Here is a 20,246-nt window from a genome sequence, read left to right as displayed (position 1 = left end):
TTAATTAAATAAAACTTAACCCTTGTCTATTCGAATGTTCGATATTATATTTTGAACAGCATCATGCCGGATGATACGCTAATTACACATTATATTCTTTATGGTCAAACATATCTACCTTCTTTAACAAACTAATCGGAAGTAAAAGGTATGCGCCCAGAATTGAAAAGAGCAAACCGCCAATTGTACCAGCAGATAGGGTAAACCAGAATCCATCCTCATCCCCGCTAATCATGAATGGAAGTAGACTGAGTATGGCAGAGAGCGTAGTAATAAGAATCGGCATTGCCTTTGAATTAAATGCTTTTACAAATGCCTTTCTATTATTTGATATTTTTCGTGTCCTTCGTATATAGTTGAAATCGTTGATGATATAGAGGGCGGCGTTCGTTACTAACCCGCTAAGCATTAATAGAGAAGCATATCCCCCCTGCCCGAATTGTAAGTCTAGAAAATGGAAAGTCAAGAATACCCCTATAAACGAAAACGGGATAATCAAAACCACCGAAAGAGGCTGTCGGAAAGATCCAAGTAGTATGGCACAAATAATATAAATGATCAACAATACCACCCCTATTAACCAAAAATGGCGTGAATCCCCGCTGTCGGTTCCCCACCCAGCCAAACGGTTTAATTCAACAGAGTACCCATATGGCAAGGAACTCCTTATGTTTTCTGTCATACGTTCCTGTACGGGGCGATTCTGTTGAGTTGTACCGATAAAATGTGAATGAACATTGAGTAAGTACTCTTGATTTTCACGAACGATGTTGTCACCCAGCCGTACTTTTTCTACTGTTGCAACATCCTTCAGTCGGAGCGTGTTAGAATTATTAACCCCTAGAGGGGCATGCATGGCCATCCACATTGGGGGTGGCTTTCCAGCATTTGTTCTAATTATTATTTCCGAATTCGCACCTAGCGATGTCTGAATGTTTCCTACGTAGAAAGCCCTGTCATCGATCTTTTTTAGCATGTCGCTTATATCTTTTTGTCCAATGCCGTGTGCCACCAAGTAATCTGAACGGTCGATGCCCACCAGGAATTCTTCATATAGACTTTGTTGCCACCACTGGATTTGAGAATTTATTGCTACATCCAAAACACGCGAATTACGAAACAGCGTGTCGCGTATATTTAGTGCGATGGCCTGCAATTGTGCATAGTCGTACCCACGCAACTCTATGGTTGAATTGAAATTATCAAGTGTAATCGCATTGCTGAACCCCCTTCCAACGCCGTAAATTGCAAAGTCAGCCGCACCAGACATTACGGCCTTTGTTTCCAAAAGCTGCTTCAAATGCTGAGGGAACGTTTTCTCATATTCCTCGTGGAAGTCAATACTTATAAACGCATGGTTCGCGCTTGAAACTCTGGTGATGAACCGTTTTATTTCTTGGTTATAGTTCTTAAGTTCATTCTCAAAATTACGGGCGATGGTATCCATCTGTTCCAAAGTAGCCCCATTTGGCATTGTGATCCGCACGTATAACGCCTCACGCCCCGCTTCGTCTACGCTACCATCTGTTCTTACCTTGTCTTTAGCATAAAGGTAAAGCGCACCCCCTAGATATGTGTTCAGTTTATCTCGTAATGTATTGTTATAGAAATCGCTGCCAAATACTGCATTATACGATTTTGAGAACCAATCATCACGCTCAATTTTAGTTGGTAGCATGAATAATGGAATCCCGAAAAGCAGAACGAACAAAACAAATATCGGCCGGCGAAAACGTATCATGAATTTTAGTTGACGGTCGTAAAATCTTGTAAAAGCAGCTAAATATCGAAGGCGTTTGAAAAATACTTTATCATGGGTAGTATTTATCGGACATTTTTCCAAAAGTGAGGGGATAAAAAAATATGATACCGGGAGAGAGACTAGCAGATTGACTATAATGGCCATCGCGAAGTCCAGAAGGTTTATCCGTGCATTTTCCTCCAGTAAAAAAATAACACTCAATGCCCCTAGCGCTGTCATTGTCGATGCCAAGATGGCCGCGAATATCCTGTTGCGACCCGTATGTCGGATATCATCCACGATCACAATAATATTGTCTATAATTAGGCCCAAAGATATCGTGATACCCGCGAGGGAATATAGATGAATCTCTAAACGCAAGAGGTAGTAAAAAAACAACGATATAGCCACATTAACACCGAGTGAAAGGACTACTATCATGAGGTAACGCAATTTGCGAGTTATCAGTATCACAAATAAAAGCAGGATAGCTACAGATAAAGCAGTACGTATCGTGATTTTTTCCAATTCTTCTTTAATATATTCGGTATTATCGTATGCCAAATCCAAAATGTATCCTTCGCCTTCCATCTGTTGGCTTACGTTTTCTAAGACTGAACGTATTTGTGCTACCAATTGGATATTATTGGAATGGGCTTCGGGAGCAATATTGATATATACAAGCTCTTTTCCGTTAATTCTGTAATACGAATTTGAAGCAGCTTCTTCAATTTTAACTTTTGCAATATCTCGTAAATGGAATACCCTACCGTCTCGACAACTTATCGCGAAACTCGGTATATCATTTATTTCAGAGATGCTACTCTCGATGACCAGATTAGTCTTCATACCCCCTGATTGCACCACACCGAGGCCTTTTTTAGCAAGGCCCTCTTTCAAATGGTCTTGGAGATCGTCAATATTTAAACCTAAGTTCTGTAGCCGAAGCGGGTCTAATTCGACAACTACCATCACCGGCTTTAACCCGGTAATACTGACTGCATGTATTCCATTAATTTCGGCAAGTATCGGCCGAAGTCTTTGCTCAGCGAACAAGGCAATATCGGCCGTTCTTGCGGGGCCGCTTAAAGTGTAGCCTACAATATCATTGCCGTAGGGGTTTGCTTCCAAAGGTTGATTGATTCTTACCTCTGGATATGTTGACGTGGGTGGTAGCTGTGGGCTTATCTGCCTAAGCACTGTAGAGGCCTCAAGCCGGAAGTCCGTTGGATCAGTCCATTTGTCCAGTTGCACGTCCACACGAACTGTCCCAGCTCCGGAATTTGAATGTATTTTTTTTATTCCTCGTAATCGTGAAAGTGCGCGCTCGATAGGTGCAGTTAGCTCCAAGTCTGTCACTTCTGGTGAAGCATTAGGCATCGAGCATTGCACTGTAATGGAAGCATACGTATGGCTCGGCAGCAACTGAATCGAGAGACGGGGGATCAATGCCACACCTATCAGACTCAGCATCAATGATATTGTAAGGATGCTAAAGGATGGGAAGTATTTCGAGTCTTTATTGTGCATGATTTATAACCGTGATCGGTTTATCATGCGCTAGATTGAAGTTACCTGCCCGGATAACTCTATCACCCGGCTTGAGTCCTTTGATAACCGTATATTCGTTACTGTTTTCCAAACCGATTTCCACATAATTCCAATTTGCCCTCCCGTTTTCTGTTGCCGTGAAGACAACCTTGCGACCCTGACGGTCAAGCACAGCTTCCTTGGGTATAACCAATTGGTCCGGGATGTTTCTGCCGATGGAGATCCGCACACCCATACCATCAATTAATTTGCTATCACCATTGGAGGAAATTAAACCTTTTACGGCCACCATGCCTGATTCGTCTACTTGGGGGTTGATATTTGATATCTTTCCGCTGTAGCGTGCTTCTGTATTGCTGAAGGGGTAAATATACATCCAGTCGCTTTCTCGGATAAACCCTAATTCCTGCTCTAAAACGTTAAATTCTATGTAAAATCCGTGATCATTGACTAGAGTGCAGATGTAATCGAATCCAGCTGAACCGTTATGCGTCTTTGCCTTCATATTTGCCACTTTTCCATCAAATGGTGCAATAAGTCGTGTGTCTTTAAACCTGCTTTGGGCTACCTCCAACTCTAATTCGGAACTACTCAAACCACTCCGTATCTGAGCGATACGCAATACTTCCGAATCAATTCCTGCAGTGTCAGAAATTCTATATCCCAGTCTTAGCAGTTGGTCCTGATAATCGAGAATCGCTTTGGTGTGTTGAAGTTCCGCTCGCTTGAGCTCCTGACTTTGCTCATCGTTGGAAAGTGTAGCAATTAGTTGTCCTTTTTTTACACGGTCACCCTCTCCTACAGTTATGTTGTTGATAATTCCATCCGTGCGAAACTTCAGGTTTGCTTGCTGTATTGCTGATATTTTGCCATTGGCTAGCAATTCTTGTCTGAACTCACTAACTTCCAAAACGACCACTTCTACTTCAGTTGGGGCCTTCGATTCATCATGGGGAGCAAGTTCCTCAACCGCCTTATTGTTTATATTGCCAGGATTGCATGATGTTAGAAAAAGCACAAAAAAATGCAGCCATGAAGTCTTGTGGGTGTTTTTTAGCATATAATGAGTCTCATTCCTTGGTTATTTTATATTCATCAACCAAAGATATTTAACATTTCCGTGTTATGAAAGCGAATTTAAACTATGGTTTCAACATTGTGGGGTATATTTCTTTTGCACATTGGAACTTCGATGCATAGAAAGAAAAATTAATCGATTACCGAAAATGTCTTTGGAGACTATTAATTGGTATAGTTTTAAAAAATTAATCTACACCACTAAGAAGTTGCATAAGTTCTTCTTTCATTGATTTAACCTCGACATTGTCTATTTTAGGCTTAAAGTTAAGAGCTTGATTGGCAAGAACTCGGAACTCAGGTATATTACCCTGATGAAAGGAGATTTTTGCCAAAAGATATCGTGGCCGCATTAAGTTTGGTATACCAAATTTCACCTGATTGATAGTTTCTTTTGCCTCTTCAAAATTTCCATGAAGCATATAGCATTCGCCAAGCGTATAATAAATCGCAGGCGAAGGGCTGTGGGAAATCGCTTCTCGTAGATAGGACATCGCAGCCGGATATTGCTTTTTATCAATATACGTTTTTGCCAATTCAGCGAGGAACTCCCCGTTTTCTTTAAGATCTTCGTATATAGCTCTCAACAACACTTGTTTTTTCCCTGATTCCATCATTTCGGCGCTCCCCCAACGATGATACGCAATCCCTCGTTTGATTCCATACACACTATAATAGGATGACACAGATAACAGCAATACAAGTAATAAAATTCTTTGCAGTGGAATAATCTTTGTAAACGGTTTTATAAACCGAAAAATACCGGACGAAATTGCAGCACCACACCAAAACACCATGGCAATTGGTGTCATCTGTAAAGGATAGGCTGAAAGGCCGGCTATTATTATGCTCGATATTATAGCAATACCGCTTCCCCCTAGAATCAAAACAGCATTGGATGTGATTATCGTTGTTCCGAAGAGTTGATTGAGTATCAAGAAAACAATTGCCAAGAATATAATCAATCCTATAATTCCAAATTCAGCGGCAATTTGTAGAACATCATTAAACGCATACCGTGTATCACCCGCCAATTTTTCAAACCTGTTTTGTAAACCATTTTTTTTAAAGTATGAAGACTGATAGTTTAGATACTGTGGAGCAAAATTGCCCCCTCCTACCCCAGTATAACAATGATCTCCAATCATTGAAAGTGTTGAACTCCAAATTAGTAATCTTCCATCCGCAGAATCTTTTTTAAATAAATAAGCTTTCCATGCTCCGAAAAGACCTATTACCAATATTATGGCACACGCCCATTTAAACCAACCAACTTTACGAATTTTCCCAAAATATCCTAGTTTCAATGCCAGCCAAACAGAAACCAAAAACAAACCGATCACCCCCCCGACCCAAGCGGACCTTGAATCTGTAATTATGACAATCCAAGCCGCCACAATAAATGCAACACCTTGGATAATAGAATAGAGATAACGTTTTGCCATCAAGTTGACAACGAAAAAAGTATACAACAGCACGCTCAACACAGAGGAATATATACCAAAAGGTCCCGGATTAAAAAACAGTCCGGTTACTTTAGCGCCTCGGTAATGCACGGGCAGAAAGTCTGTATATTGTGCAATGGCTAAAACTAAATGGAAAAAAACAATTAAACCAAGGGATTCAGCAACAGCTGATGCTAATATTGGCAGCCTTAAATTATCAAATAGCAGTCTTAGTGAAAGATAAATCACTAAGTAAGAGATTTGTTGAACCAAAAAAGACGACTCCGTTTCTTCAAAAATAAAATATTGGCCTAACGGCAATATCAATAAAAATGAAATAACCAGTAGGTCTATTATATTGAGATCGAGAGTTACCCTTTTGTTTGCTAACAAATATATACTTCCAGCTATGCCACAATATACTACAGTGGCATACAAACCCAATTCTTTAGCCGAAAACAGTCCGTCGGCAAGAGATGTGTTTGCAAGGAAAGCATTGAAAAAAATCAGTAAGAAAAAAATATGGAGCGGCAAGTGGACAAACTTCATCTGGATGCGAGCATATGGCTGGGTATTAGATTATACTTTGATTTGCCGGACGAATAGTTAGTGAAACTTTAGACTATTTTCACCAATACGTTATAAATTTAACTGATATTCCACCATTGCGGATACCCCACTATTCCCAATTGCGCCACCAAATAATCTTTCATTATCATTTGAAACACAGATGAATCCCAATTTTCTATCTAAAGTCACACCTTTCACAAAGTTCATATCAATGTCAAAAACGAATAATTGCGATTTTCCACCTTCATGCTTTTCCCGAAAATTCGACGAGGAAGATCCATAACTTAAAAAGTATATAAATTTATCTGTAGAATAGACATCATATACAAAAACAGTAGTTTCGGGCGAAAAGAACTCACTATTCCGGTCTCCTTGAGGAACAATAATATTTTCACCGTTTCCTTCCATATCCAGCTGGAAAGATTTTACTAAGTTTCCATCGGTGTCCATAAAATATATCGTATTGTAATATTTCATACCTACGGCGAGAAATTTACGGTCCCCCTCTCCTCCTATTGTAAAACAGTTCTCAAGGAAAGGCTGCATAAATTCTTCGCCATGTATGAAGCCGTAAGCGTGATCTTTAATATATCTAGGTGGTTCAATCCAGCTCAGCCCACCTCCATTCCCCTCCTGGTAAAAAATATTACCTTTCCCCGACTTAAACTTATTACCATATATTCTATTATCGGCGATAGCAACATACCTTGAACCCATAAACTGAGGGTCGAGAAATCTTGATTCTGAAGCTTTTATTTCAGGGTTAAATTCATCAATATATTTCAGATATCCGGAGGGGTCCCAAACCGCTAGTTCTGTGTTGTTGTTTGAAACGCTAAAAAAGGGTACTGAAATAAAATCACCCGGGCCTTTTCCATTTGTGCCCGTTGCAACCAACGGTTTGAATGTCGTTAAATCATAACCATAGAAAACATCGCTATTGCAATAATCAATAAGCAAAAGCATTGAATCTAACACTTCCCCATCCTGAAAGCAACTCGAATCTATGGTAGTCAGGTGTGTGCTGACTAATTCATCCAGATCCTTGGTGTCAATGATTTGTATGCCGTCTTGATTATTTTTATCATTTTCTCGACATGAAATAAAACATACAATTATGATGGAAGAGAGAGCGGCCTGGATTTGGTTTTTAATACTCATTTATTAACTTTTAAGATTTATTTACGTATTTGATAAGCACCTGTTCAGGTCTCATCAAAAATTTTAGAACATTGCATGAAAAAAAAATATTCATAAAAAAGCATACCAAGAACAGTATCCTCGTTGAAATTAAGGCCTCTGGAAAAAATAAAATATCATTAGTACCCGAATTAATGTTTTCGGATACTAATGATATAATTCTCGTACAATTAATTTCTGCACGACGATTGCCCCGACCACGATTTTAACCATTGATAGGAACATGTTGAGCAAGATAATTCATAATGGTCCGTACTGCCTCCACTTACTGGGCTAGCCTTACATGTTAAACCGGGCCCGGTTTCACCCTGTGCGAAAGTAGAAATTACACCGAATGTCCATTCGTTTTGATTGTTTTTTTCCATACTCAGGAAGAGCGATCCCAAAAACATTGCAGTGGCTACCGCATAAATGCTCGTTTTTCTTAACTTACGTTTCATTCCCTGCTTTTTTAAGTTTATGAATTTTTTTATGTTATTAGATACAACAATTATATAGTCTTTTAAATTAATATCCTTGCACTTTTTAAACTAATTAGTATTTCAAGTTTTATTTGAAGTATTTTATATGTCTCAGTTAGTATTCATTTTGAAGCGCTTGAGTCGATGCTCACATACATAACCAGTTTTTTATATTTTCTTTTAACGATCCAAATTTATAAGTATAGTCAAGTTCAGTTCCATCATTGAGCATCAATTTCTTACTTTTACTGTGTATAGAACGGACGTAGTGGATGTTAACTACCGTGGATTGACCCACCCGAATGAAGTATGGCCAATCAAGCATGTCTTGTAAAGTTTTCAATGTCATTCCCAAATGAATTTTTTCTCCATCATTTGTATATATCCAGCAGTAAGAACTATCGGCCAGACAATATAGAATATCCATAGGATCGATAAGTAAAAGGCCACCGGATATTTTTAGAACTACCTTATCTGTACTATCGTTTTTCATATTTTATTACTGTTAAAGGTTTAATTTTTCATTTATAGAAATTTGGATTAGTACGGGACAGATTTTACTTGCAGGCAGATTTATTTTTATTTATAGTGTGAGTTAATACGCTTTTTAAGTTATTAACATGACCAAAAGACTACTGGTCATTATGAAGATTATATTTCAAATTCTTATTATTCTTGAAGTCATATAATGTAAGCTTCCTAATTATGAAGTACAATTCCCAATATGCCCGCAAAGCATCGATATATGCACTGGTGGCATTGTCTTTTTGGATTTGTGCAGCATTTAGGTCGTTAATTGATATCATGCCACGCAATAAACGTTCAACTTCAAGATCGTAATTCTGAAGGGCAATGGCCTGTGTCTCCCTTGCTACCTCCATTTGTTGTCGGTGCAAGTTCCATCGGGCTACATACAGGGAAATCTCCTGTTCTAGCTGCAATTGATTTTGTTCGATCTGGCTTTCAACCATTGCTTGGTTCGCTTCAGCACGCAGACGCTCCGTTTTTGCCAATCCCCAATCCAAAATTGGTAGAGAAAACCCTACCAGCACATTCTGCTGATTTTCCATTCTATTAAATAGACTTGGAAAAGAGGGGGCCGTATTTGACAAACCGAAATTAGCTTGGACATTGAATTTGAGACTGTTTTCTGCCTTTGCCTGTGCTACCCGTTGTTCGGCCTCTAAACGCTGTAGCCTGAATTCCATCACCTGCTCACTATTGGAATATGCTTTAGTTAAAGCATCATCAAAGCCTACTTCAAAAAATGAAACTTTGTCGGGTACCTCAAGTTGCCAGCCAGTATCGAGGTCAAGAAGAAGATACCTAGCAAACTGCTGCCTGTCAAGTACAGCGTCCACACTGTCCTGAGTTACCTGGTTTTGCGCATTAAGAACATTAAGTCGTAACTGCAGCAGCTCGCTTTGGCCCACTGTCCCCATTTTATGCCTTTCTTTGGAAATTCCGTAAAGTGTGTCCGCTTTTGCAAGGTTTTGCCGAGAAAGTTGTGTTCGGGTTTGGGCGTTGAGAAGTTGGAAATATTTGTTGACGGTTTGTCGACTGATCTCCTCCATTTGTGAGACAAACTTCTTATCAGCTAATTCAAAACGTAAGGGTTCTATTTTTTTTTGCCATTTGAATGGATTATAACCTATTGTATTCTGGTAATATGAGATGGAAATTGGGACTGACGAATACATACTTTGTCGATTACTGCCAAAAACATCAATCCGGTTTAATGATGAAGCAACTGATAATACTCCTCCTGTTATTGCTAGGTTTTGCCTAATCCCAAGATTCAACGTACTGTAGGCTTGATTTTGTAGTACAAACGTATCTTCTCCACTAGGCAGTGTGATTTTGTTTATGGCGCGACTGTAATTAGGAATTGTGCCGTCAAGATATAAGATTGGCCTAAATGATGCTATATAATTACGATAGCTCCAGACACTGCTCTGATGACTGTTCAATGCCACCTTGTATTCAAATGAATGCCGTTGAGCAAGCATAACGGCTTCTTCCAACGTAATTATTCGCTCTTGAGCGGCAGTTACAAAGCCATTGCAAATAAGGATACAGGAGAATATCCAATGCGCCACCAAACTTCGTTTTTTCATTTTTATATATTTTGAATATTGCCTATAGAAATAATACGTTTTAGCAGTGTTATATTGCAATTTTAACCTATCAACGATCGAATCTCTCGACGGTCTCAAGGGCCGGGCTTTTGTTTAATTGGCAAAGAAATAATGAATAATATAGTATTTGTAAAAGGTATATTATTTTTTTAATAATTTAAAAGCTGTGTCCAGGCCTTTATTTAACTTCCATCTGGTAGACTATCGATGTGGCAAAAAAGAGGGACATCATCAATATTCTCATCGCATTTAAGTGTTTTGGCATTTTAATGAAATATATCCAAAATGAATTTAAATGTAACACATTTATTACATAATTTTCTCTCTTTTCATTTTAGCTTGGATTTTGAAAGGCAATTAATCTTTACGGTTTTAATTTTCTGTTTCTGGTATTGAATTTTTAAATTTGATAAAGATAGTCGAATGATTATAAGCCCAAAAGTTTAAATTTTTCACGAAATGCTAAATATGTGTCTGATGCTGGGTTTAAATCGGTCAATTAAATTTTCAATTATGTTCCATTTTTACACTTTAGTTTTTAGGATATACCTCTTTAGATTTCCCCTCACACTTATTAGTATAATATTTCTTTTTTCGTGTAGTAACCCTGTATCCGATTTAGAATCGGCACTTTTAAGGGCTGGCGATAATAGAGGCGAGTTGGAAAAGGTCCTAAAGAGATATTCTGCATATCAATCCGATAGCTTGAAATACCTGGCTGCTGTTTTTCTGATTGAGAATATGCCTGATTATTCTTACTATGAAGGAGAAAGTATCTCCAATTATAGAGACTATTTCAAAATGCTAAATTCGAGGAAGAGTGAACCCCATATAATTCTCGATTCACTTAATAGAGTATATGGGGGGTTTGATTTGAAAAGCAATAAGAGAAAGTTAGACATAGAAACGATCGATTCTGCCTATCTGTGTGAAAATATTGAATTAGCATTTCAGTCTTGGCAGAAATATCCATGGACAGCGCATTACAGTTTTGATGAATTTTGTGAGTATATATTACCATATCGAATTGGAAATGAGTTATTGACAAGATGGAGAGCGATTTTTCTCGAAAAATATTCGTCTATTGTTGACAACGTGGAATCATCCAACCCAATTGTCGTTGCGAAATTGTTAAGAGATAGTTTGATAAATCGCCTTGGCCACCCCCGGTTCACTTTGACAAGGCCTGCTGGATATCCAACTCTGGATGCCCTAAGCTCTCAACAAATGTCCGGGACATGTGACGATCTTACTCAATTTACAATAAGTCTTTTCAGGACTTTTGGCATTGCTTGTTCAGTAGATATTATTCCAATGAGGGGCGATGCGAATGTTGGACATTCTTGGGTGTCGTTAGTCGATAGTGAAGGAGAGCTTTATAATTCAGATTTTTTCGGGGAAATTTTATATGTATCTGAATTTATGACAAATCGATCGTCTTTGAAAACAAAAGTATTCAGAAAGACATTTTCAAAAAATCAGAATGAGGTATTAAAATTTAGCGAGAATAATGTTGAAATACCCAGACAACTGTGTAATTATGTCAACCGTTCAATTGATGTCACCAAATTTTACGCTAACAATTTAATTGATTTACATATTTCGAGAGGATCGTTATATGAGAATCGACCACATCCCGCGATGGCATTTTTATGTGCCCCATCTTGGCTTGAATGGAGACCCATAGCATGGAGTGAATTTAACGAAGACGGAGGCATTACGTTTAATGATGTTGATGGTGGAAGCGTTTTAAGAATAGCATATTTTAATGGAGCAGAAATCGAGTTCCTTTCTTCGCCGTTTTACATACACAAACAGTCCCGTGACCTCGTCTTTATTCCCGATGCAGATTTTTCAAAAGTAAAAGATGTAACTTTATATTCGAAGTTCAGCGTTATTCGAGATTTGCATTTTGTGAGTCGGTTAGTAAATGGCCGCTTTGAGGGGTCAAATGATCCTAAATTTACTAATACTGACACTCTACATATTATTAAGGAAGTGCCTGACCGATTGTTTACAGAAGTCTTGTTGGATTCTCCCAGAAAATACAGATATTTAAGGTACAAGGGCAGCGAAGGCAGTCATTGCAATATTGCCGAAATCGAATTTTTTTCCGACACCGCTAAATTGAATGGAGAAATTATTGGCACAGCAGGCGCATGGGAAAATAATACAAATTATGAATTTACTTCAGCTTTTGACGGACGCACAGAGACCTCGTTTGATCATTCAACAACTGGTGAAGGGTGGACAGGCCTCAGTTTGGCTCAAGCAAAAAATGTCACGAAAATTCGGTACGCACCGAGAAACTTTGATAATTACATTAAAATCGACCATGACTATGAACTTTTCGTTTCAACAAAGGAAGGGTGGAAGTCACTTGGAAAACAAAAATCGGAATCAGATTCACTAATGTATCAAGATGTTCCCTTGAATGCGCTTTTATACCTTCGAAATTATTCCGGAGGTGTAGAGGAAAGAATTTTCAATATTGAAAATGGGCAGCAGGTATTCAGATAGTCCAACTCCCCAGCCCCTTTTTATGGCTACTTTCATAACAGAAATTGTAGGTTGAACCCTAGAAGAAATTGTAGGTTGAACCCTAGAAGAAATTTAGGTTAAACCCACTGTACGACTAAAGACGCTCCGGTGTCCTCTTTTTTCAATATAATATCACTCTCCCTCAAAATTTAGTCTTAACCTTTTGGACCACGCTTTTGGTAATGAAATTGCCAACAACATATGGCCATTGGTAATCGGACAAATGGGTGGCGGTTTCTCTTACACGCTTGCAGACCTACCCATACAAAAGCCGGTATCAGGTCGCATACCTGGTGCCGTGTAGGTTCTGAAGTATCCTATTAATTCACAGCAAAGCTCTGGACAGTGTTGAAACGGCCCATTGCACTTTGCCAACCACACAAAATATTCCGGAAGGAACAATGGGTGTCCCTTCCTTCCAGTTAGTGAGCCTCCCTAGCCTCCGGCATTTTCCTTCCTGAATATTCTCCTTATTCAACCACAAGCCCAGGCACCATTCGCATGAATTAATCGTTTTTTAACTTTCAAATTTTAATGATCATGCAAAAGGAAGCACAAGCAACAGTCTATTTGAGATTTTTTGTCGAGGAAAACTTAACGACATCTGAAATTGACACAGAAGTAACTGCCGCCCTTGAAGATGTCTTGGGTTACATTAATTCCGATGTCATTACCCCGGACACACATGATGTGATCGTTGCCCTCATACACGAGGTTCCGGCAGTACAGCTCGATGATCTAAACCGTGAGGAAAATCATTTCGGGGAATCCAGTTCCATGGAGAAGCATATTATTGAGGAATTACATCATCCAAATGGCTTCGACAGCTGGCACAAAACACACTTCGAAATCTTTTATTACCTAACAAGCACCGTAAATGTACGGGGTTCTATGGCTAACCAGGTAATGGCTACCTCAGGGCGCAAAGGCTTATACGAGCTCAGCGAACGGCTCACCAATGAATTCGAAGCAATGTATACGGGCCGGGTTTGGGAGGGCGACTTTTTCGATGAAATCGGTATTTTCCTCGAAGAACGCAACAAAGAGTTTGTACATACATTTTAGGCTTCCCGGAGCCACCGTGTTATCAGGCCGCCTCATTTTGAGGCGGCCTTTTTGGTGTGCGCCCGGCATGGGCGATAACTCTAGGGTGCAAGTCCCGAACACGCTTAGCAGTAGGAAGTGTTAGCCAAGGGCAAGGGTGTCCACCGCGAGGTGGAATCTGAAGGAAGCCGGCGGCAAACTCCCGGCCTGACGAACAGGAAGTGCATATAAGGCCAAAGTTGTCCGGATGAGATAGCAACACGAATCGAAGTCCCATACTGCACGGGGACAACATGGTAAATGCAACAGGTATATGGGATGAAAGTTATCGCTCGTACCCGGGGAGGTCTCACGGACGTGCGGACGTTTTTTTTCGGAAGCACGGACAACAGTTGCCGTGAGAAGTCAGCAGAGGTCATAGTAGATACGGACACGAGCCTGCAAAGAAAGTAGGAGGTCTCACGAAGTATCGAAGGACTGAACCTTGCAGTTAGACAGTAAATGAATGTTACCGAAATGATTAGTCAGATGCTCCGATTGGAGGCTCCTTACCAAAAGAATAGGACGGAATCCGAAGGATAGGTAAGAGTGATTGTGTCACGAGGATAACTGAAAACAACGTCAAACACATCATAACCGATGTAAAAGCAAGGAACCGCCTTGGTACCGAACGGTATGCCGGGTGGTGTGAGAGGACAGTAAGGGAAATAATCCCTTACTTCCTACTCGATTGATAAATGCTGGAAACGAAAAATTCGATTATCACGGCAAAGTTAGAAGCACAATGTTCTGCAGCGTTTACTCCCACCGCTGCCCATGGCCATTTGCACCAGGTCCAAGGTAGTCCGGAAAATCACGGGTTTCCCTGCCTTGCGGTCGCGGAGTTTCCACTTGCACCCGACCTTGTGTTTCATAAAACGACTATTTTTCTTTAACAAACCCGATTTTTATCCACTCTTAACTATTTATGGTTTTCAACCACGGTTTGTCCCCGCCCATTAGGAATCCGGGCAGCATTCTCACACATAGGCTACAGGCCTAAAAGCTTATGGCCTGTGTTCGTTCGTATGCCCGATGCAATGGGAATTTAGCTTCAAAACCATCAATTCTTTGCAAAGTTACGCCTAAAGGGCTCCACTAACCCGTCCATACAAAATTCTCCAAAATAGGAACGATGAGTATGTCTGGCCAAGGCAAGAGATCCTAAAGAACTCCGGTATATGGAAAATGGGCCGGTAAAACAATGATGTATCGGCACTAAAATAAATCAAGTATGAAATACAGATTAAAACGGTCGTCGGATGTCAAAAATAACGGTCGTTTCTCCACAGGATGTGAACATCTTCAACTCAAGCAAGCCTTCGGGGTCTCCGTTGGATACCCTGATTTCATCCCCTAAATTTTGGACGTTTGTCCAACCCCAGGGTTGGGATACTATCTGGATGCCGGAAACGCCACCCTTGGGCCAGGGTGGTTGTCCCGGCAGCCACGGATTAGCAGTTGTAAGACCAATCATGGGAGCGTAACCGAATGTAATTGTATTTGAACCGTCGGTAACATTATCAGTAAAGTATATTGGCATATACATCGAGGCCCAAGTATACAGCCCAGCACTCGAATACCCGTTGGCGAAAAACTCGTTGTGGTAGGCGCCTACCGGAATATTACGGCTCTTATTGATAATAATAAAACCAGTGTTAATTGTGGCGGTAACTTGTGATAGGATGCCGTTATTTGACACAAGACCATTTGCTTCCCCCGTCGTAGAATTGATATTTATGCCAGTACCGGCAGACCAAGTTACGCTGCCTGCCGTTGGCACGGAATAGGGCTCCATCGCCGACCCACATAGATATCCGGGTCCATTAATAGGGTATGCGGAATTTATGGCTCTTTCAAGCGCGGAAGGGACGTTCAGACGTCCGGCCCCCAATTCAGAGGACCGTATCCGCCCTACCAAGTACATATTTTCTGATTAACTGAGTGCCCGTAGCTTTACGCCCAAAATAATATGATTATGAAAGAGCGTAGAGACTACATGTTCACCCTTGTCCGCCAGTGGCGCGAGAGCGGATTGACCCGGAATGAATTCTGCCAGCAGCATGGTGTCACCCTTTCCAAGTTTGGTTACTGGATTGCCCGGTTTAAAGAAGACCAATCGGACGGAGGAGGCTGTTTTATCCCGATGGGCTCCTCGGGGCCATCGGGCCATGCTGTTTTATCCGTTATTTATCCCAACGGCGTACGGCTGGAAGTCCCGTCTGCCGACCTGGGATTATTGTCCAGGCTGATTGCCCTTGGCTGATGTTCAGTTTGGGTTCCTCGCACCGTTATTACCTGTACGGTGGCCATTGTGACATGCGTAAATCATTTGACGGGCTCTGCGGGCTGGTGTCCACCGGTTTAGGCCGTGGGGCCACGGGCGGGGATGTGTTCGTCTTTCTGAACCGTCGGCGCACCCACATGAAACTGCTGCACTGGGAGCACGGCGGGTTTGTGCTGTATTACAAAAGGCTGGAGGGCGGCACCTTCCCGCTACCGCAAAGCAGTGGAAAGCACGGTGAGATCGACTGGAGCGAACTGGTGCTGATGGTTGAGGGGATCGTTGTGGAGAAGAGCCGCAGGCGGCACCGGTTCAGCCTGAAAAAAGTGGTTTAAACAATCAAAAACATCGTTTTTTGCTTGCGTAACCCGCTGGTTATTTGTATTTTTATGCCATGCAAGCGGCACTGGAAAACCTGTCAAAAGAAGACCTTTTAAAGGTTATTTCCAGCCGTGACCGGGCTCTTGCCGAGCAGCAACGGATGGTCGATTCCCTAACGCAGGACTCCGCCCACAAGGATGAAAAGATCGATTCCCTCACCCGGGAACGTGACCAGCTCAGGGCCCGTGTAGAAATGCTGCAGCGCATGCAGTTCGGCCAGAGCCGCGAACGCTTTGAAGGCGACCCGGCCCAGATGAGCCTGCCTTTCGATGCTGCACCCTCTGAAGTGGAACAGCAGCAGGAAGAAGTAAAGGAAAAGATCGAATATATCCGTAAACGTCCAAACCACAAAGGGCGTGCAAAACTGCCGGAACACCTTCCTGTCCAAGAGATCGAGATCCACCCCGAAGGCGACCTATCGGATATGGTGTGCATCGGGAAAGAGGTGACCGAAGAACTTGAATGCGAGCCGGCAAAGTTCTATATCAAACGCTATATCCGTTATAAATATGCTGCTAAAAACGGCGACGGTGTACGGATCGGTGAGCTCCCTGAGCGGGTCATCGACAAAGGGATACCGGGAGCCGGCCTGCTGGCGATGATCCTGACCGGAAAATACATGGACCACCTGCCATTGTACCGCCAGAAACAGATCTTCACCCGGGAAAACATCCGGATACCTTCCTCGACCATCGAAGGCTGGACAAAGGAGGCACTGATCAAACTGCACCCGCTGTACGAACAGCTCATCTTCGACACGAAATCAAAAGGATATTTACAGGTTGACGAGACCCCGATAAAAGTATTGGACAGCGATAAGAAAGGCGCCGCCCACCAAGGATATTATTGGGTATACCATGCCCCATTGGACGGGACGGTATTGTTTGACTACCAGCCCACGCGCGGACAGGTGGCCGCAAAGAAGCTGCTGGATACCTTCAAAGGTTATCTGCAAACCGATGGGTATGCCGTCTATGAGAAATATGGCCGCAAAAAGGATGTCACGCACCTGGCCTGCTGGGCACATGCGCGGCGTGAGTTTGAGCGTACTCTGGATAATGACAGGCCCAGAGCAGAGAAAGCGCTTCTTATGATACAGCAACTGTATGCCGTAGAAAGACAGGCCCGGGAGGAAAAGTTGGCTGCCGATCAGATCAAGGAACTCCGGTTAACCGACTCGCTGCCGGTAATCAACGAATTGGGTAAATGGATCTTTAAAGAAATAAAATCCACCCTGCCCAAAAGCCAGATCGGCAAGGCCATGGCTTATGCCTATGCCAGGTGGGATGCGCTATCGGCTTACCTGTATGACGGGAACCTGCAGATAGACAATAACCTATGCGAGAATGCAATAAGACCTGTTGCCCTCGGCCGGAAGAACTACCTCTTCGCCGGCAGCCATGAAGCGGCACAACGCGCCGCCATGATATATTCATTCTTCGCCATCTGCAAAAAACACGAAGCGAATCCCTTCCAGTGGCTGAAATACACGCTGGAAAACATCATGGCCATAAACCACAAGAACCTGAAAGACCTCTATCCGCAGAATTATAAAAGAAAACTCCAGGAATCAAACATGTAGTTCATAGGGGGGATACAGAGGACCAGCCACCCACATAGCTGTACCCACCCGTGCGGTCGGCTGTAGACCGCAGTATGTTTCGTACCCAATTCGGTGAAGCATTAGGGTACACTGTCAGAATAAGCGCGGCCGCCCCAGCAACAGCCGGTGAGGCAAACGATGTCCCGTCTATGGTGTTCGGAGCCAAAGTGTAGTTGTTAGGAGGGGTTGTCGTTACAATATCCGTTCCAGGCGCTGATAAATCTATTCCTGTGCCATAATTGGAAAATGAAGCCTTGTGCCCCGTCCCATTCGTAGCTCCCACACCTATTACGGAAGTGTGGCTTGCCGGGTATGCTACACTCGTATTATCATTGCCGGTAGCAGCACATATAACGCATCCCAAACCACCCCTGCCATTGGTAGCGGCATTGGTGATGGCGTTTGTTAGCGTATTCGTAGGGCTATTCCAACCGAAAGAGCAGTTGATGACATCCGCGTTGAGTTCGCTTTGTTGTCTACACCTGTTGAATGCTTCGACTACCCACGTCTCGTTCGAAATGAAAACCGGACTGCCTGCCGCTGGTGCAAATCCGATCCTTACGGGGATAATCGTCGCCTCAAAAGCAACCCCTGCGATCCCCAAATCATTGTCACCCCTTGCAGCGGCAACGCCCGCGACCTGGGTTCCATGTGTGTCAAACCCGATGGGCATTCCCGTGGGGTCGTAACCCGTAACCATGTTCGGGGCGAGGTCGTCATGATTTGCTGAAACCATCACATCCATAATTGCTATGCGTATACCATCTCCTTTTGACCTTGGCCAGGCATTGGGCATACCAACATTGGGCAGATACCATTGTTCGTCGTAAAAATCATCATCCGGAATGAACTGCGATAGTTTCGCGAGTCTGAAAAAATTGGGTTCAGCATACACAAACTGATCAGATTCATGTAAACCGTTTGCAGCTTCAAGCGCTGTATAGTCGCTTTTTTCCCCAACAGACAGGAGGAAAACACCGTATTCCGGGTCAAACTCATCGACACTAACAATCCCGTATTTCTTTAGGAGATCTTGGTGTTTCTCGGGAGATTCCTTGTCTTTTGTCTGTACAAAGAGTTGGAGGGTAAATGAAATCAGTTCATCCGGGCCGTCGGGCTTGTAGAAAAAATTAATGAATGTAATTTCAGGATTGGTTTCCAAAAGAGTGGCGATTTTGGTTTTGTCCGCGTTTTGCCAACCATCCTTCAGGTGTGCGATAATATATGTGTCAGAGACAAACTCCCGACCTTCGGGATATGATTTCGTCGAATCAAAAACGGAAGAATCCACGTCCAGCTCGTTGAGCAATGCCATTTTCTCCTTCTTTGTTTTCTCAGACTTCAAGCCAATGAGGACGCGGTCGCCCACTGGTAAAAGGTAACGTCTATTGTTCTGGTAATAATAATATACCTGGGTTCTGTCATCGGCAGAAACAAAAATCGTTTTCATAATAGAATTATTTAAAAGGTTATATAATTGTAATTTACTCCTTTTTATAAAATGGAACGATCCTTCCATGAGCGTTCCGCTCCGGATTTTCTTTGTTGAACCGAACCTGGTCCAGGATATAGGTCGGACATGGTTGCTCTTTATCTTTTTTTATCGAATAGGTGATAGTATCCATCGGCTGGTCGCCGATCTGCATATACAGTGTGTCGACTGGCTCCGCGGAACTGGCTAAAATATAAAAATGCGGTGTTTTTCCTTCCTTGATTATCGGGAAACCGGGCTTGAGTTCCCCCGCTATTTTTCTTATTACTTGGATGTCTTCCGCTTCGTAGATAGAACCCGATGAAAAGACCAAGTCTTTCTTCGTTTCTTTATCCAGTATACTGAATCGCAATGTATCCGGCATCATCACTGTAAGGCAATTGGCATCCCTATTTTCGGTTTTGGAACATGATAATTGCTGGAATCCGAATGCAACAATACATACGGCGATCAGAACTTGGTTTTTTGTTTGCATTATCATTCTCCTTATTTTATTGAATTGGTAATCTCCAAAATTAGATAACGAGAAAATGTTAATTCTCGCTACAGCCCCAACAATTGTTCATGGTGAACTCAGGTATGTAACTAATTGAAGAGAAGTATTACCTAGGGCTCAATATTCAAGGTTTATTTATACCTTAAATCCGCAAATAGATAAATAAAAAGAGCCGAAATAGGC

15 protein-coding genes are annotated in these 20,246 nt (G+C 42.0%); 5 read left to right on the top strand and 10 right to left on the bottom strand.

All coding sequences use genetic code 11. The features are described 5' to 3' along the window. Positions 1–82: 82 nt before the first annotated feature. The 6 genes from U9S71_RS19330 to U9S71_RS19305 form a co-directional block, all read right to left on the bottom strand. Positions 83–3,271: an efflux RND transporter permease subunit gene (locus U9S71_RS19330; protein ID WP_326329434.1), complete on the bottom strand. Its 3,189-nt coding sequence runs from the start codon at positions 3,269–3,271 to the stop codon at positions 83–85. Beyond that, entirely contained in the window at positions 3,261–4,352 is a 1,092-nt protein-coding gene (locus tag U9S71_RS19325; RefSeq protein ID WP_326329433.1) for an efflux RND transporter periplasmic adaptor subunit, read from the bottom strand. The genes U9S71_RS19330 and U9S71_RS19325 overlap by 11 nt, the downstream gene beginning before the upstream one ends. 205 nt (positions 4,353–4,557) lie before the next feature. Beyond that, on the bottom strand, positions 4,558–6,363 hold the full coding sequence (locus tag U9S71_RS19320; RefSeq protein WP_326329432.1) for an O-antigen ligase family protein: 1,806 nt from the start codon (positions 6,361–6,363) through the stop codon (positions 4,558–4,560). Between the two features lie 90 nt (positions 6,364–6,453). Next, positions 6,454–7,545 (bottom strand): BF3164 family lipoprotein, encoded by a 1,092-nt coding sequence (locus U9S71_RS19315; RefSeq protein ID WP_326329430.1) that lies wholly within the window; start codon positions 7,543–7,545, stop codon positions 6,454–6,456. A 648-nt stretch (positions 7,546–8,193) separates the two neighbouring features. Further along, positions 8,194–8,538 (bottom strand): LytR/AlgR family response regulator transcription factor, encoded by a 345-nt coding sequence (locus U9S71_RS19310; protein ID WP_326329429.1) that lies wholly within the window; start codon positions 8,536–8,538, stop codon positions 8,194–8,196. Between the two features lie 139 nt (positions 8,539–8,677). Continuing rightward, positions 8,678–10,162 carry a TolC family protein gene (locus tag U9S71_RS19305; protein WP_326329428.1) on the bottom strand — a complete coding sequence of 495 codons (1,485 nt, stop codon included), beginning with the start codon at positions 10,160–10,162 and terminating at the stop codon, positions 8,678–8,680. 681 nt (positions 10,163–10,843) lie between these two features. Between U9S71_RS19305 and U9S71_RS19300 the strand changes: the two genes are divergently transcribed. Next, the gene (locus U9S71_RS19300; protein ID WP_326329427.1) at positions 10,844–12,703 is read left to right on the top strand and encodes a hypothetical protein; all 1,860 of its coding nucleotides are present in this window, start codon (positions 10,844–10,846) and stop codon (positions 12,701–12,703) included. A gap of 561 nt (positions 12,704–13,264) precedes the next feature. Then, complete coding sequence (locus U9S71_RS19295; protein ID WP_326329426.1) at positions 13,265–13,789, top strand: hypothetical protein; 525 nt, start codon at positions 13,265–13,267, stop codon at positions 13,787–13,789. A 752-nt stretch (positions 13,790–14,541) separates the two neighbouring features. Here U9S71_RS19295 and U9S71_RS19290 read toward each other — a convergent pair. Both U9S71_RS19290 and U9S71_RS19285 read right to left on the bottom strand, forming a co-directional pair. Beyond that, entirely contained in the window at positions 14,542–14,682 is a 141-nt protein-coding gene (locus tag U9S71_RS19290; RefSeq protein WP_326329424.1) for a hypothetical protein, read from the bottom strand. Between the two features lie 371 nt (positions 14,683–15,053). Then, entirely contained in the window at positions 15,054–15,605 is a 552-nt protein-coding gene (locus U9S71_RS19285; protein WP_326329423.1) for a hypothetical protein, read from the bottom strand. A gap of 180 nt (positions 15,606–15,785) precedes the next feature. Between U9S71_RS19285 and tnpA the strand changes: the two genes are divergently transcribed. The 3 genes from tnpA (at position 15,786) to tnpC (ending at position 18,054) form a co-directional block, all read left to right on the top strand. Then, the gene (gene tnpA, locus U9S71_RS19280; RefSeq protein ID WP_326329421.1) at positions 15,786–16,073 is read left to right on the top strand and encodes an IS66 family insertion sequence element accessory protein TnpA; all 288 of its coding nucleotides are present in this window, start codon (positions 15,786–15,788) and stop codon (positions 16,071–16,073) included. Continuing rightward, positions 16,073–16,426, top strand: a complete 354-nt coding sequence (gene tnpB / locus U9S71_RS19275) for an IS66 family insertion sequence element accessory protein TnpB (protein ID WP_326329419.1) — start codon at positions 16,073–16,075, stop codon at positions 16,424–16,426. The genes tnpA and tnpB overlap by 1 nt, the downstream gene beginning before the upstream one ends. A gap of 146 nt (positions 16,427–16,572) precedes the next feature. Then, on the top strand, positions 16,573–18,054 hold the full coding sequence (gene tnpC / locus U9S71_RS19270) for an IS66 family transposase (RefSeq protein WP_436410342.1): 1,482 nt from the start codon (positions 16,573–16,575) through the stop codon (positions 18,052–18,054). 1 nt (position 18,055) lies between these two features. Here tnpC and U9S71_RS19265 read toward each other — a convergent pair whose 3' ends face one another. Then, a complete protein-coding gene (locus U9S71_RS19265; protein ID WP_326329416.1) occupies positions 18,056–19,525 on the bottom strand; it encodes a S8 family peptidase in 1,470 nt (489 codons plus the stop codon). A 34-nt stretch (positions 19,526–19,559) separates the two neighbouring features. After that, the gene (locus U9S71_RS19260; protein WP_326329414.1) at positions 19,560–20,042 is read right to left on the bottom strand and encodes a hypothetical protein; all 483 of its coding nucleotides are present in this window, start codon (positions 20,040–20,042) and stop codon (positions 19,560–19,562) included. Positions 20,043–20,246: the final 204 nt, after the last annotated feature.

This window comes from Parapedobacter flavus, assembly GCF_035818675.1.
Classification (GTDB): Bacteria; Bacteroidota; Bacteroidia; order Sphingobacteriales; family Sphingobacteriaceae; genus Parapedobacter; species Parapedobacter flavus.
The sequence above is the reverse complement of the archived record's forward strand: the minus strand, read 5'-3'. Positions and strand labels throughout refer to the sequence as shown.

Coding starts and splice junctions, on each gene's coding strand:
- U9S71_RS19320 (WP_326329432.1), bottom strand. CDS start 6,363: ATGAAGTTTGTCCACTTGCCGCTCCATATTTTTTTCTTACTGATTTTT.
- U9S71_RS19330 (WP_326329434.1), bottom strand. CDS start 3,271: ATGCACAATAAAGACTCGAAATACTTCCCATCCTTTAGCATCCTTACA.
- U9S71_RS19260 (WP_326329414.1), bottom strand. CDS start 20,042: ATGCAAACAAAAAACCAAGTTCTGATCGCCGTATGTATTGTTGCATTC.
- U9S71_RS19305 (WP_326329428.1), bottom strand. CDS start 10,162: ATGAAAAAACGAAGTTTGGTGGCGCATTGGATATTCTCCTGTATCCTT.
- U9S71_RS19310 (WP_326329429.1), bottom strand. CDS start 8,538: ATGAAAAACGATAGTACAGATAAGGTAGTTCTAAAAATATCCGGTGGC.
- U9S71_RS19285 (WP_326329423.1), bottom strand. CDS start 15,605: ATGGAGCCCTATTCCGTGCCAACGGCAGGCAGCGTAACTTGGTCTGCC.
- U9S71_RS19290 (WP_326329424.1), bottom strand. CDS start 14,682: ATGAAACACAAGGTCGGGTGCAAGTGGAAACTCCGCGACCGCAAGGCA.
- U9S71_RS19325 (WP_326329433.1), bottom strand. CDS start 4,352: ATGCTAAAAAACACCCACAAGACTTCATGGCTGCATTTTTTTGTGCTT.
- tnpA (WP_326329421.1), top strand. CDS start 15,786: ATGAAAGAGCGTAGAGACTACATGTTCACCCTTGTCCGCCAGTGGCGC.
- U9S71_RS19295 (WP_326329426.1), top strand. CDS start 13,265: ATGCAAAAGGAAGCACAAGCAACAGTCTATTTGAGATTTTTTGTCGAG.
- U9S71_RS19265 (WP_326329416.1), bottom strand. CDS start 19,525: ATGAAAACGATTTTTGTTTCTGCCGATGACAGAACCCAGGTATATTAT.
- tnpC (WP_436410342.1), top strand. CDS start 16,573: ATGGTCGATTCCCTAACGCAGGACTCCGCCCACAAGGATGAAAAGATC.
- U9S71_RS19315 (WP_326329430.1), bottom strand. CDS start 7,545: ATGAGTATTAAAAACCAAATCCAGGCCGCTCTCTCTTCCATCATAATT.
- tnpB (WP_326329419.1), top strand. CDS start 16,073: ATGTTCAGTTTGGGTTCCTCGCACCGTTATTACCTGTACGGTGGCCAT.